Source organism: Streptomyces sp. NPDC047515, assembly GCF_040643055.1.
Lineage (GTDB): Bacteria > Actinomycetota > Actinomycetes > Streptomycetales > Streptomycetaceae > Streptomyces.
Genome location: NZ_JBEYTM010000019.1, coordinates 33,522 through 46,771 on the forward strand (window position 1 = coordinate 33,522; position 13,250 = coordinate 46,771).

Here is a 13,250-nt window from a genome sequence, read left to right on the forward strand (position 1 = left end):
ACCGCTCCCCTTACTGATCAGTAACGTCCCTGAGCTCCGGACTCTAGCGCGCGGCAACGTGATCCGGCAGGGGCGACTTGGTGCCGGGTTGTCCACAGGCTTCCGCCGAGTGGGGTTCTGGCCAGTAATCTCAGCGCCCATGGAGCAGAGGCATCTCGGCCGCACCGGCCTTCGAGTGTCCCGGATCGGGCTCGGCACCCTGACCTGGGGCCGGGACACCGACGAGCACGACGCCGCCGAACAGCTGAAGGCCTTCTGGGAGGCGGGCGGCACACTGGTCGACACGGCCGACGTGTACGGCGGCGGGGAGGCCGAATATCTGCTCGGGCGGCTCACCGAGGGTCTGGTGCCACGGCACGATCTGGTCATCGCCACGAAAGCGGGCAGCGTGGCCGACCCGTACCGGCGGTTCAACGGCTCGCGCGGGCATCTGCTGGCCGCGCTGGACGCCTCCCTGGAACGGCTCGGCACGGATTACGTGGACCTGTGGCAGGTCCACGCCTTCGATCCGGTGACCCCGCTGGAGGAGACCCTTCAGGCGGTGGACCTGGCGGTGTCGACCGGCCGCGCCCGGTACGCAGGGGTGTCGAACTTCTGCGGCTGGCAGCTCGCCAAGGCGGCGACGTGGCAGCTGGCCTCGCCCGGGGTGCGCACCCGGCTGGCCAGCACCCAGATGGAGTACTCGCTGTTGCAGCGGGGCGTGGAACGCGAAGTCCTGCCGGCCGCACTCGATCTGGGGGTGGGGCTGCTGCCCTGCTCCCCGCTGGGCAGAGGGGTGCTGACCGGCAAGTACCGGACGGGCACTCCGGCGGACTCGCGCGGTGCCTCGGAACTGCTGGCCCCGTTCGTCGAGCCGTATCTCGACGACCCGGCGAGCCGCATCGTGGACGCGGTGGCGACAGCCGCCGACGGCCTGGCCACGACGGCGCTCCAGGTGGCTCTCGCCTGGGTGCGGGACCGGCCCGGAGTGGTGGCGCCGATCGTCGGCGCCCGCAACGCGCAGCAGCTCACGGAGGCATTGTCAGTGGAGGCGCTTAGTCTTCCTGACGAGATCTGCCAGGCGCTCGACGATGTGTCGGCGCCCGTGCACCGCTATCCCGACCAGGACTGGAGCACGCTGTGACTGCGCTTCCCCGGGGGGAAACCCCCGGCTCCCCGGCAGCCGACGACTCCGATGTCGCGGCTCCCTCCGCCGCCGCGCCCGCATCGTCCGCGCAGGACGAGGGTCACGAGGCGGACGAGGGATCGCCGACGGCCGCCGAGGCCGCCGCCGCCGAGGAGACGGACGGCGGCACCGCCACAGGCTCCGGGACGGACGAGGCGGCGGAAGCGGCCGCCGAGTCCGGCGCGGCGTCCGCGGCCGACGGTGCCGCGGAAGGGGCCGCCGACGCCCCCGCACCGCTCTCCGAGGCCGAGGCCGAGCTGGCCGCCCAGCGCGAGCTGCGGGAGCGGATCGAGAAGCGCAAGGCCGACAAGGGCGGCCCCATCGCCGCCGGTGCGAAGCTGAGTGGCCAGGCGGCCGATCTGCTCGCGGCCGTGCGGGCCGTCGAGAGCGGCGAGAAGCCCGCTGCCGCGTTCTTCGACTCGCCCGCCCCCGCCGCTCCCCGCCGGGCCGCTCCCGCACCCGCGCCGACCCGCCCCCGCGCACCCGAGCGCGCCCCGGCTCCGCAGGGCGCCTCACCGGAGGCCGTGGCCGCCACGGCCGCCGTGCTGGCCGAGGGCGGGGCTCCCGGAACGCTGGCGGGCCCGACGGCCGAGGCACTCGGTGAGCAGGCGGGCGACGCCCTGCGCGAGGATCCCTGGCGACTGCTGACCGTGCCGGGGGTCAGGCCCGAGCAGGCCGACGGGTTCGCCCGCGCCCTGCTGGGCGCCGCGTGCGGTCCCGACGACGAGCGGCGGACCGCCGCGCTGGTCGGCTGGCTGCTGGAGCGGGCCGCGCTGCAGGGCCATACGGCGCTCGACGCGATGGCAGTTCGTGCCGCACTCGCCGAGCGCTCGGTGACCGACCCCGAGGCGGCCGTCCGGCACGCCGTCGCCGAAGGCGTCGTCCTGGTGTTCCAGGACGACGAGGACGTCCAGGATGCCGAGGACGTCCAGGATGCCGAGGCACCCGCGGGCCCCGGCGAGGAAGGCGCGCGGGAGCCGGTACAGGTGCTGCTCGGTCTCGACCGGTACGCGCTCGCCGAGGAGAGTCTCGCCGACGGTCTGGCCCGGCTCGTCAACGCCTGCGAGAAGGATGCCGACTGGACGGAGGCGGCCTCGGCCGCGGTCTCCCCGTCGGCGGCCGAGCTGATCCGTGCGGTCGCGGCCCACGGCCTGGTGGCGCACACCGGCGGCGAGGCCGCCAGGGCCGAGCCCGCCGCGCTGCTCACCGCGGCACGCGGCCTCGGACTGCGCGCCCTGGGCGCCGTGCACAGCGTCGACGGCAGGCACCGGCTGGCCGAGGCGACCGGCGACCCGTCGGCGGCCGTCACCCTCGCCGGGCTGCTGTCCGGCACGGAGGGCCCCGGCCGGAACGAGGAGGGTGCGGTCGCCGTCGATCTGCTCGTCGTGCTGGACGCCCCGCAGCTGGACGTCGAGACCGCCGCGATCCTCGTGGAATCGCTGGCCGACGGCACCCGGCTGGTCCTCAGCGGCGACCCGGGCGTACTGGCCTCGGCCGGGGCGGGACGGGTGTTCGCGGATGTGCTGGCGGCCCGTGCCTGCCCGCAGGTCGTGTCCCGTACGCCGGATCCGGGACCGATCGGCGAGCTGGTCTCCGGCATCGGCATCGGTGAGCTGAACCAGGTCGAGGCGCCCGGCAAGGAGGTGGTGATCGTTCCCGTGCGTGACGCGGGCGAGGCGGTGCACCGCACCGTGCAGCTGGTCGCCGACTCGGTGCCGCGCGCCATCGGCGTACCGTCGGCCGACACCCAGGTGATCACCGTCGGCCACGGCGGCTCGGCGGGCACCCGGGCGTTGAACGCGGCGCTGAAGCAGCGGCTCAACCCCGGTCCGGGGCGGTTCGGCGGCTTCGACCCCGGTGACCGCGTCGTTCACGTCCCGACGCCGGGCAGGACCGTGCCGGGGGTGGTTGTCTCGGCCGATGCCGAGGGCCTGCATCTGGACTGCACGGGCACGAAGACCGTCGTACCCCAGGGCCGCGTGGAGTCCTCCGTACGCCACGGCTGGGCGCTCAGCGCCCATCAGGCGGCCGCCATGCGCTGGCCCGCGGTGGTCGTCGTGCTGCCGGGCGACGCCGCGCAGGGCCTCAGCCGCCCCTGGGTGTACACCGCCTTCAGCCGTGCGGAGCGGCATCTGTCGGTCGTCCACGGGGTGGATCAGGCGCTCCAGCGCGCGATCGCCCAGTCACCGGCCCAGGACCGCACGACGCGACTGCGCACCCTGCTGGAGGCGCCGGCCCGCTGACCGGGCGGGCACCGTCCCCCACCGCCGGACGGGCCCCTGGGCCCGTCCGGCGAACGGCTCAGGAGCCGTCCACCACCAGGCCCGCCGGCTCGTCGTCCGACTCGTCCTCGTCGAAGACGGCGCTGACGTCGAAGCGGCAGACCACCAGCTCGGGATCGGCTTCGTCGAACGGTGCGCCGAGCCACTCCCCCGCCTCGGGAAGCTCCTCCGCGGCCGTGACCCAGAGCGTGGAGTCACCCTCCTCCAGGCCGAATTCCGCGTGCCGGGAAGCGATCTCGTCCGGTTCGTACTCACCGAAGAGCACCCCGAGCGCCGCGTGGACGCTGGAGCCGACCACCGCGGCGCTCCCGCCGGCGCGGTCGTCCGGATCGAGGGCGGCGATCCGCTGGGCCTGCGCGAGCAGGCGCGGCGGCTCAGCCACCGCGTAGTCGCGGCGGATCAGCACGCTGAGCGCGTTCGGCTCCTCGGGGCCGGTGTACGGCGGCAGGGAGTCCTCCGCACCCGGGATCTCGAAGGGAGTGACCTCGTCGTAGCGGTCGTAGAGCAGTTCGTCGTAGAACTCGGCAGCGGCGGCCAGTGCGTTGAACGCCTCGTAGACGGCGGGATCGTCGTTCCCGGTCCGGCGTTCGACCGCATCGAGGTGACGGTCGAGCGCGGTTTTGATCGCTTCGGCGGCGGCGCGTACCTCGGCAGCGGTGGGCTGCGCAGCATCAGACATAGTGCAGACGCTATCCGTACACGGGCTCTGCCCGCACAATAGATGCGATGCCGGAATACGAATTTGTCGATGTGTACGTGCCGCGCGGGGTGTCCCGCAAGGAGACGGCCCGCCTGCTGACCGACCACGCCGAGTACGGGCACTGGGAGTTGGACCGACTGACCCTGCGCCGTGACGGCAGCCGCAGGGTGCGGCTGCGCCGACGGATCATCCGCCAGCTCCGGGCCACCTGGTGAGACGGAGCGGGCCCCGCAGTCGCGGGACCCGCTCCTTGCCCTGCTCGCGTCGCCGGCCCGGTCCGTTACGCGGCCATCCGGGCGCGGCGGTAGAGGACCGTGCCCGTACCCGCCAGCAGTAGGCCCGCGCCGACCGGAATCAGCAGGTCGAGCCCGCCCGCTCCGGTGTGTGCGAGTTGTGCGACGCTCTGTACCTCGGGCGCGTTCGGCACGGTCCGTGGTCCGGGTGCTGGCGGCTTGTGCTCGGTGACCGGGGTGACCGGAGTACCGACCGGCGGTGTGACGACGTCCGCGTCGTTTCCGCACGCGTTGCCGGTGGCGGGGTTGAGCAGCCCGCCGATGGTGACGCTGTTCCCGCAGGCGTTCACGGGGATGTCGATGGGCACCGCGATGGTGTTGCCCGAGAGCACACCGGGCGAGCCCTGCGCGCCCCCCTCGGCCGTCGCCCCGCTCCCGGCGTCGCTCGTGACGGCCCGGTGCTTGCCGGTCCCCGCCCGGTGGGCCTGGGTCCGGTCCCCGGACACCTGGTCGCCCGAGGCGTGCCGGCCCGCCGCGGCACTGTGCGAACCGTTTCCGCAGGCGTTTCCCGCCGCCGGGTTGAGCAGTCCCACGACGCTCACGGAGTTGCCGCAGACATTGACCGGTACATGGACCGGAATCTGGACCGAATTCCCTGAAATCACCCCCGGGGAATTCGATGCGCCGCTGGACGCTCCCGCGTCGGCGTGCGCGTAGCCGCCGCTCAGCGCGAGCACGCCGCCCGCGGCCGCCACGGTGATCAGGCCTTTACGCGTGACCTGTCGCATAGATTGTTTCCTGCCTTCTGCCTTCCGGAATACCCCCGGACTTGACCGTGCGGGGGCGGAGTACCCAGCGGCCCCGGAGCGCATGGCGTGCACTTCGGGGCCGACCGGATTCAAACCCTTACGGGTTGACGCACAACATCAGGCGTTCGTGCAGGCGTTGCCGTAGGTGGGGTTCAGCAGCCCGACCACGGAGATCGTGTTGCCACACGCGCTCACCGGCACGTGGACGGGGGCCTGGACGGCGTTGCCCGAGATCACACCAGGGCTGCCGACTGCGGCGCCCTGGGCACCGGAGTCCGCGACGGCCATGCCCGCACCCGCGAGCACCAGACCACCAGTGACAGCCGCAGCAGCGACGACCTTCTTGATCATTATTCCTCCTAGTTGACAATGCGGTCCCAGCCGCGGACCGCATCACTTGTAACGAGGAAGAGGTAATCGGGCTACGAGCGTATGGTTCCTTTCACTCGTTCCGGTCAAATGCGCACACACAGACGATTGTTGACGTGAAAAATCACCGGCGGATCACCGGAGAACCGGCTGAGCACCGGCAATCGGGCGGCGGGAGTCAGCAGTTGTCGATGAAACGGTCGAGCACCCGCACACCGAACTGCAGACCGTCCACCGGAACACGCTCGTCCACACCGTGGAACATGCCCGCGAAGTCGAGCTCCGGTGGCAGCTTCAGCGGGGCGAATCCGAAGCAACGGATACCGAGGTCGTCGAAGGACTTGGCGTCGGTGCCACCGGAGAGCATGTAGGGGACCGCACGGGCGATCGGGTCCTCGGCCTTGAGGGCGATCTGCATCGCGTCGACGAGCGAGCCGTCGAAACTGGTCTCCAGCGCCTTGTCCCCGTGCACGTCCTCGCGCTTCACCCGCGGGCCGAGGATCCGGTCCAGGTCGGCCAGGAACTCGTCCTCGAACCCGGGCAGGAAACGGCCGTCCACATGGGCGGTGGCCTGTCCGGGGATCACGTTCACCTTGTAGCCGGAGCCGAGCATGGTGGGAGCCGCGGAGTTGCGGAGCGTGGCGCCGATCATCTTGGCGATGCCGCCCAGCTTGGCGAGTGTGGCATCCATGTCCTCCGGGTCGAGCGGGGTGCCGAGCGCGTCGGACAGCTCGTCGAGGAAGGACCGTACGGTCTTGGTCACCCGGACCGGCCACTTGTGCCGCCCGAGCCGTCCGACCGCCTCGCAGAGCTCGGTGATCGCGTTGTCGTCGTTGGTCATCGAGCCGTGACCCGCGGTGCCGTCCACGGTGAGCCGCATCCAGTGCATGCCCTTCTCGGCCGTCTCGACGAGGTAGAGCCGCAGCTTCTCGTTCACCGTGAAGGAGAAACCGCCGACCTCGCCGATCGCTTCGGTGACGCCCTCGAAGAGGCCCGGATGCTTGTCCACGAGGTACCGCGCGCCGTACGTGCCGCCGGCCTCCTCGTCCGCGAGGAAGGCCAGCACGATGTCGCGCGGGGGCTTGCGCCCGCTGCGCATCCGGTCGCGGACGACCGCGAGGGTCATCGCGTCCATGTCCTTCATGTCGACCGCGCCGCGGCCCCACACACAGCCGTCCGCGACCTCGCCGGAGAACGGGTGGTGCGTCCAGTCGTGGGCATTGGCCGGAACCACATCGGTGTGGCCGTGGATCAGCAGGGCGGGCTTGGACGGGTCCTCGCCCTCGATCCGCGCCACGGTGGAGGCCCGGCCCTTGTGGGACTCGAAGATCTTCGGCTCCAGCCCGACCTCGGCGAGCTTCTCCGCGACGTATTCGGCGGCGACCCGCTCCCCGGGTCCCGAGTGGTCCCCGTAGTTGCTGGTGTCGATCCGGATCAGCTCACGACAGAGGTCCACGACCTCGTCCTCGCCTGAGACGGTCCGCGCCGCGTTGGTCTCGCTCACACTGGTTCCTTCCACTGTCGCTGAGGTGCTCCTCCTCATCCTCCCGCGCCCGGCCCGCGCGCCCAAGGCCCCCCACCCCCGTCATGCGCCCTTCACACTCCCCCTGGCGTGATCGAGCACCCCCGGATGTTTGCTATTGTTTTCCACGTCGGAACGGGCCGGGCCCGCGAGACAGACACCTTGTCCGGGTGGCGGAATGGCAGACGCGCTAGCTTGAGGTGCTAGTGCCCTTTATCGGGCGTGGGGGTTCAAGTCCCCCCTCGGACACCAGCTGAGACCCCACTTCACGTGGGGTTTTCTGCATTTCTGGGCAGTGGCGTGACCAACCACGTGACCAACAGTCCAGCGAATCGCCTGGTCAGACCAGGGATGACAGGCCGATTCGGCCCGCACCGGAGGCGGCGAGCTGCCGCGCCCCGTCCTTACGTGAGTGGCCGTACCCGGCCATGGTGTGGCCCGGCGAGTGGTGCCGGACGTTCGCGGAGATCTCTGCGGGGTTCTCCCCGGCCCCCAGGTCGTTCGTGACCTTGCTGTGCCGCCAGTCGTGAATCCGGAAGTCTTCCGGCAGGTGCAGATATCGCGCCGAACGGAACGTGGCGTCTTCGGCTCTCGCCGGGCGCTGCCACCGCGGCGCAGCCCGTAGCGGAGTTGCGGGCCGGCGAGATGGTCCGGGTCGATCCGGGCCACGCGGTGCAGGGCATCGGTTCGCAGTCGTGCGGGCCGTGGGTGCTGTCGGAGTACCGGATCGACGCGGCGGCCGCGAAGTTCCCCTTCGTGGTCGGGGAGTTGGGCCGCACCGGGCGGGCGAGGCCCGGAGTCGCGCCCGTAGAGCGGACGACGTAGCATCGGGGCTTTGCGCGATCTTCGTACTTCGCAGGGGGAAGTGATGGGCGGCAGTCGCAGACGGCGCGGCGCGCTCCTCGCCGGGGCGGTCGCCGGGGCGGTGCTCGTCTCCGGCATCGGCCTCTGGGCGACGGGCAGTTGGCCTTTGCGGGACAGCTACTGCTGGGGCGCATGGAAGCAGGACAGCGGTGCCGCCTTCCTCGGTGACAGCGGTGTCGCCAGGTCCGGCTCCGAGCGGCGCGCCACCGAGTCCGCGCCGCCCTCGGCCGGACGTCACCACGCCCGCTGCACGGTCGCGGTGACCTCCACGGTCCCGGACGACGACTCGGCCGAGCCGCTCAGGTTCAAGGACCAGGTGACGGTCGAGTACGGTCCGGTTCCCACCGGGGTCGCGGAGCATCGCGCGTGGATGGCCCGGTACTTCCACGGCTCGGCCTCCCGATTGCCCGACGGCCTCGACGGGTTGGTCGCCCGTGACCGGGCCATGCTGGTGCTGCCCGGCAGCTGCGACGTGGACGGCAGGCCGTCCACGGTGACGATCCACAGCGAGAGCACCGGCAACGGCCATCTGGGCAGAGTGAACATGCCGTTCGCGATCGGCAGCCGGTACGACGTCACCCAGATGCTGTTGGATGCCGCCAACACCGGTATGCGCGAGGCCGGGTGCGCACCGGACAAGCCGCTGCGCTCGACCTCGCCCGTCGTGGCGGTCGCCGAGGACGACGAGAGGGCCGGGTACCCGCTGTGCCGCATACCCGGGCTGACCTTCGAATTCAGCCAGGGCTCCCAGTACCAGGAGCAGGTGGGGGTGGTCGGCGAGCGCCTTCAGACCTGTTCGGTGGTGTGGCGTTCGCGAGGGGAGCCCGACGAGCCCGCGGCGCAGTACGTGATGGCGGGCGAGCCCCGCATGGTCGCGCTGTTCAAGGGGCTTCCCGAAGGCGCCGACAAGGGACTCGTACGCACCGAGTGCCATGGTCGGCAGACGGTGTTCTACGGAAACGTCCAGTCGGGGCTGAAGGGTTCGGGCAGCCACGACCGGCGGGTGTTCATGAACTTCACCGAGTCCGTGCGCAAGCGCATCGGGTGCGGGGGCCGGTGAGATCGCGTGATGGGCGAAGAGACCACGGAGAGCAGGGCATCGGCAGTGGACGACGAGCAGACCCCGGTTCCTCGGGAACGGGAACAGCCCTCGGCTCCTCAGGAAGAAGAACGGGAAGAGCGGGGGGAACAGGCGCAGGAGCCCCGGCCCGGACCGTCCCCCGAGCAGCGGCCCGCTCCCGAGCGCTCTCCCCTGCTGCGCCGCCTGTTCCGCAGCCGCACCGCCCTCGCCGTCACCGCCGCCGGCCTGGTCGGCGCGCTCCTCGGCGCCGGTGCGGTGGCCTGGCGGACGGACACGATCCCGCTGCTCGGTCCCGCCCCCTGCTGGGACTCGCTCGGCGACACGACCATGTCGGACCTCTTCGGCGACCGCAGGACCGAGACCGAGGAGCAGTCCCTGCACGCCAATCCGCGCGATCGCGGACCGTCGTACGGACAGTGCCGCATCACCAGCTACAAGGACGGCAATCCCCGCCGACAGGTGACCCTGCGGGTGCATGAGCTGGACGGTCTGCGGGGCACCGACGCGCACGAGTGGCCGCAGGAGTTCCTCGCGGGGGGCATGGTGTCGCTCGGCGACGGGCTGCCCGGGATGACCTCGTCGTCGCGCGCCTGGCTGGCGCTGCCGCAGAGTTGTACGGGCCGGGACGAGTTCGCCGGTCCCACCGTGGTGGACATCGGCATGGGACTGGCCGGACTGGACGACGGTTCGGAGTACGACCGGAGGGACCGCGCCGCCCTGACCCGCGCGGTGGTGGAGGCGACCAATGGGGTCATCCGCGAATTCGGCTGCTCCGGCACCTACCGGATACCTCGCGCCCTGCCCACCCTCGTGGACCGGCAGGACACGAAAGCCAATGCCTTCTGCGGCGTCAAGGGCCTCACCGTCCCCGCGGCGTACCGCAAGGCTCTGAGCCGGACTCGCGTCAGCGACGACGGCGGGCCCGCCCGGATCTGCGAGGCGAGTGGGGGCTACGAACCCATCGTGCGGATGACCACCGTGACGGACCCGGCGCTGACCGAGATCTTCTCCAGCGGGGCGCGCAAGGCCGGTCTGCCGCTCAAGGGCTCCAAGGGGTTCGGTCGGCTCGACGGATCGCGGGCCGTCTACCGGGCGAGCTGCCAGACCGGGCCCGTGATCTTCATGGTGGAGCAGCTGGAACAGCCGACGGACGAGGGCTTCGACCTCACGCGTGAGCTGCTGCCCGGCTATGTCGCCGCCGAGGCCGAGCGCATCGGGTGCGGCCCGGAGAAGGTGACGCCGCCGAGCGCCTGAGTCCGGGGGCAGGGCCCCGCCGGGCGGGTGGAACGGGCGATACTGTGCGCACACCCGGGAGACGACAAGAGGGGCCCACCGCACCATGTTCACCGCCGTACCGGCAGGCGCACCCCGATGAGGGGGCGCGCGAAACCCCCGGTGGCGCCGCTGCCGCAGCGGGACGGGATCGATCCGGTCCGGCTGCGCCTTCCCGAGGATCCGGACGGGCGGTGGGCGACGGTCCGCGATCATCTGCTGGCACGGTTCGCGGGCGCCATCGGCGCGGCACGGGTGGACGCCATGCTCACCGAGGGCCGGTTCGTCTCCGTGCGCGGCCCGGTGTCCGCCGACGAGCCGTACGCCGCGGGCGGGTACATCTGGTTCCACCGGGACTTCGCGCCGGAGGAGCCGGTGCCGTTCCCGGTCCGTGTGGTCCACCGCGACGCGCATCTCGTCGTCGCCGACAAGCCGCACTTCCTGGCGACGACGCCGCGCGGCCGGCACATCACCGAGACGGCGGTGGCCCGGCTGCGCCGTGAGCTGGGCCTGCCCGAGCTGCAGCCCGCGCACCGGCTGGACCGGCTCACCGCGGGCCTCGTCCTCTTCGTCGTCCGGCCCGGGGAGCGGGGCGCGTACCAGACGCTGTTCCGGGACCGCCTGGTGCGCAAGGAGTACGAGGCGGTGGCGCCGTACGATCCCGGTCTGGCCTTCCCGCGGACCGTGCGCAGCCGCATCGTCAAGGAGCGCGGCGTCATCGCCGCCCGCGAGGAGCCGGGCGAGCCGAACAGCGAGAGCCGGATCGAGCTGCTGGAGCACCGGAAGGGACTGGGCCGCTACCGGCTGCTGCCCGCCACCGGGCGCACCCATCAGCTGCGGGTCCACATGAACGGCCTGGGACTGCCGCTCGTCCACGACCCGGTCTACCCCGTGGTCCGGCCGGAGGGTGCGACCGACGACTGGTCGCACCCGCTCCAGCTCCTCGCCCGGTTGCTGGAGTTCACCGATCCGGTCACGGGCGAGCCGCGCCGCTTCGAGAGCGGACTGCGGCTCTCCGCGTGGCCGGACCGGTGAGCCGCCGTCCTCAGTGACCGCGGGCGATCCACTCGTCCAGATGCGGGGCCTCCGCGCCGATGGCGGTGGAGTCGCCGTGTCCGGTCCGGACGGTGGTCTCCGGCGGAAGGCTGAGCAGCCCGTCCCGGATGGAGTCGACGATGGTCGGGAAGTGGGAGAACGACCGCCCGGTGGCGCCCGGCCCACCCTTGAAGAGCGTGTCGCCGGTGAAGACGGTGGACAGCTCGGGGGCGTACAGACAGACGGCACCCGGGGCATGACCGGGCGTGTGCAGGACCCGGAGCGTCGTCCCGGCGATCTCCAGCTCCTGCCCGTCGGCCAGTTCGCCGTCCGGGGCGCGGTCCGGGTGGGTCTGCTGCCACAGCGGCAGGTCGTCGGGGTGCAGCAGGATCGGTGCGCCGGTGGCGTCGGCGAGCGCCGGAGCCGCGTCGATGTGGTCGTTGTGCGCGTGCGTGCAGACGATGGCGCGCAGCGTACGGCCGTTCAGCGCGGACTCGATGGCGGCGGCGTCGTGGGCGGCGTCGATGACGATCGCCTCGCTGTCGTCGCCGACGATCCAGACGTTGTTGTCGACGTCCCACTCCCCGCCGTCGAGGGCGAAGGTTCCGGAGGTGACGAGGTGGTCGATGCGGGCGGCCATCAGAGGATCACCACCGAGCGCAGCACGTCGCCGCCGTGCATCCGGTCGAAGGCCTGCTCGACGTCGCCGAGACCGATGGTCTCGGTGACGAACGCGCCGAGGTCGATCCGGCCCTGCTGGTGCAGGTCGATGAGCATCGGGAAGTCGCGCGAGGGCAGGCAGTCGCCGTACCAGGAGGACTTGAGCGAGCCACCGCGGCCGAAGACGTCGAGGAGCGGCAGTTCCAGCTGCATCTGCGGGGTCGGGACGCCGACCAGGACGACGGTGCCGGCGAGGTCGCGGGCGTAGAAGGCCTGCTTGTACGTCTCCGGGCGGCCGACCGCCTCGATGACGACATCCGCGCCGTTGCCGCCGGTCAGGGAGCGGATCGCCTCGACCGGGTCGGTGGAGCCGGAGTTGACGGTGTGCGTGGCGCCCATCGTCTTCGCCGTCTCCAGCTTGCGGTCGTCGATGTCCACGGCGATGATCTTCGCCGCGCCGGCCAGCCGCGCGCCCGCGATCGCCGCGTCACCGACGCCGCCGCAGCCGATCACGGCGACCGAGTCGCCGCGCCCGACCTGCCCGGTGTTGATGGCGGCGCCGATGCCCGCCATCACGCCGCAGCCGAGCAGCCCGGCGACGGCCGGGGAGACCTCCGGGTCGACCTTGGTGCACTGACCGGCGGCGACCAGGGTCTTCTCGGCGAAGGCGCCGATGCCGAGCGCCGGCGACAGTTCCGTGCCGTCGAGCAGTGTCATCTTCTGCTCGGCGTTGTGGGTGTTGAAGCAGTACCAGGGGCGGCCGCGCAGACACGCACGGCACTGCCCGCACACGGCACGCCAGTTGAGGATGACGAAGTCGCCGGGCTCGACGTCCGTGACGCCCTCGCCGACGGACTCCACGACGCCCGAGGCCTCGTGGCCGAGCAGGAAGGGGAAGTCGTCGTTGATGCCGCCCTGCTTGTAGTGCAGATCGGTGTGGCACACGCCGCACGCCTGGATCTTCACCACGGCCTCGCCGGGGCCCGGGTCCGGGATCACGATCGTCTCCACCCGTACCGGCTCGTTCTTCCCCGGTGCGATGACCCCTTGCACCTGCTGCGACATACCGTGGTCTCCCTGTTTCCATCATTTCGCGAAGATCGAACACGAACAACCGTACGCCCCGTGAGGGTGTCACGGCGGCGCGCCGCGTTGGCGGGAAACGACTGCTGTCCACCCGTCGGGATGTACCGGTTCCGGACAGATGATGCCGACTGCTGAACTTCGCCGGCCCCGAGGGGGTCCTTCGATGCAGAGG

At 71.7% G+C, this 13,250-nt stretch carries 13 protein-coding genes and 1 tRNA gene; 8 read left to right on the top strand and 6 right to left on the bottom strand.

Annotated elements, in window-relative coordinates; genetic code table 11:
* The first annotated feature begins 139 nt into the window (after window positions 1–139).
* Window positions 140–1,123: an aldo/keto reductase gene (locus tag ABZ826_RS17880; protein ID WP_361448480.1), complete on the top strand. Its 984-nt coding sequence runs from the start codon at window positions 140–142 to the stop codon at window positions 1,121–1,123.
* The gene (locus ABZ826_RS17885; RefSeq protein ID WP_361448483.1) at window positions 1,120–3,408 is read left to right on the top strand and encodes an ATP-dependent RecD-like DNA helicase; all 2,289 of its coding nucleotides are present in this window, start codon (window positions 1,120–1,122) and stop codon (window positions 3,406–3,408) included. The genes ABZ826_RS17880 and ABZ826_RS17885 overlap by 4 nt, the downstream gene beginning before the upstream one ends.
* Before the next feature lie 58 nt (window positions 3,409–3,466).
* On the opposite strand, the gene ABZ826_RS17890 is transcribed toward ABZ826_RS17885, so the two are convergent.
* Window positions 3,467–4,126: a hypothetical protein gene (locus ABZ826_RS17890; protein ID WP_361448486.1), complete on the bottom strand. Its 660-nt coding sequence runs from the start codon at window positions 4,124–4,126 to the stop codon at window positions 3,467–3,469.
* 47 nt (window positions 4,127–4,173) lie between these two features.
* Here ABZ826_RS17890 and ABZ826_RS17895 point away from each other — a divergent pair, with 47 nt between their 5' ends.
* Window positions 4,174–4,362, top strand: a complete 189-nt coding sequence (locus tag ABZ826_RS17895) for a DUF5703 family protein (RefSeq protein ID WP_030918345.1) — start codon at window positions 4,174–4,176, stop codon at window positions 4,360–4,362.
* A 65-nt stretch (window positions 4,363–4,427) separates the two neighbouring features.
* Here the strand turns inward: ABZ826_RS17895 and ABZ826_RS17900 are convergent, their stop codons facing one another.
* The 3 genes from ABZ826_RS17900 to ABZ826_RS17910 form a co-directional block, all read right to left on the bottom strand.
* On the bottom strand, window positions 4,428–5,168 hold the full coding sequence (locus ABZ826_RS17900) for a chaplin (protein ID WP_361448490.1): 741 nt from the start codon (window positions 5,166–5,168) through the stop codon (window positions 4,428–4,430).
* A gap of 138 nt (window positions 5,169–5,306) precedes the next feature.
* Window positions 5,307–5,540, bottom strand: a complete 234-nt coding sequence (locus tag ABZ826_RS17905) for a chaplin (protein ID WP_361448493.1) — start codon at window positions 5,538–5,540, stop codon at window positions 5,307–5,309.
* 196 nt (window positions 5,541–5,736) lie between these two features.
* Window positions 5,737–7,062 (bottom strand): M20/M25/M40 family metallo-hydrolase, encoded by a 1,326-nt coding sequence (locus ABZ826_RS17910; protein WP_361448496.1) that lies wholly within the window; start codon window positions 7,060–7,062, stop codon window positions 5,737–5,739.
* Window positions 7,063–7,244: 182 nt separating this feature from the next.
* Between ABZ826_RS17910 and ABZ826_RS17915 the strand changes: the two genes are divergently transcribed.
* The 5 genes from ABZ826_RS17915 to ABZ826_RS17935 all read left to right on the top strand — a co-directional run bounded on the left by ABZ826_RS17915 (window position 7,245) and on the right by ABZ826_RS17935 (window position 11,332).
* Window positions 7,245–7,332: transfer RNA gene (locus ABZ826_RS17915), tRNA-Leu, on the top strand.
* Between the two features lie 378 nt (window positions 7,333–7,710).
* Entirely contained in the window at window positions 7,711–7,905 is a 195-nt protein-coding gene (locus ABZ826_RS17920; RefSeq protein WP_361448499.1) for a hypothetical protein, read from the top strand.
* 10 nt (window positions 7,906–7,915) lie between these two features.
* Window positions 7,916–9,004 (top strand): hypothetical protein, encoded by a 1,089-nt coding sequence (locus tag ABZ826_RS17925; protein ID WP_361448502.1) that lies wholly within the window; start codon window positions 7,916–7,918, stop codon window positions 9,002–9,004.
* Window positions 9,005–9,013: 9 nt separating this feature from the next.
* Window positions 9,014–10,279, top strand: a complete 1,266-nt coding sequence (locus tag ABZ826_RS17930; protein ID WP_361448505.1) for a hypothetical protein — start codon at window positions 9,014–9,016, stop codon at window positions 10,277–10,279.
* 117 nt (window positions 10,280–10,396) lie between these two features.
* The gene (locus tag ABZ826_RS17935) at window positions 10,397–11,332 is read left to right on the top strand and encodes a pseudouridine synthase (protein ID WP_361448508.1); all 936 of its coding nucleotides are present in this window, start codon (window positions 10,397–10,399) and stop codon (window positions 11,330–11,332) included.
* 10 nt (window positions 11,333–11,342) lie between these two features.
* Here ABZ826_RS17935 and ABZ826_RS17940 read toward each other — a convergent pair whose 3' ends face one another.
* Together ABZ826_RS17940 and ABZ826_RS17945 are read right to left on the bottom strand one after the other, a co-directional pair.
* Entirely contained in the window at window positions 11,343–11,972 is a 630-nt protein-coding gene (locus ABZ826_RS17940) for an MBL fold metallo-hydrolase (RefSeq protein WP_361448511.1), read from the bottom strand.
* On the bottom strand, window positions 11,972–13,057 hold the full coding sequence (locus ABZ826_RS17945) for an S-(hydroxymethyl)mycothiol dehydrogenase (protein ID WP_361448514.1): 1,086 nt from the start codon (window positions 13,055–13,057) through the stop codon (window positions 11,972–11,974). The genes ABZ826_RS17940 and ABZ826_RS17945 overlap by 1 nt, the downstream gene beginning before the upstream one ends.
* Window positions 13,058–13,250 lie beyond the last annotated feature (193 nt).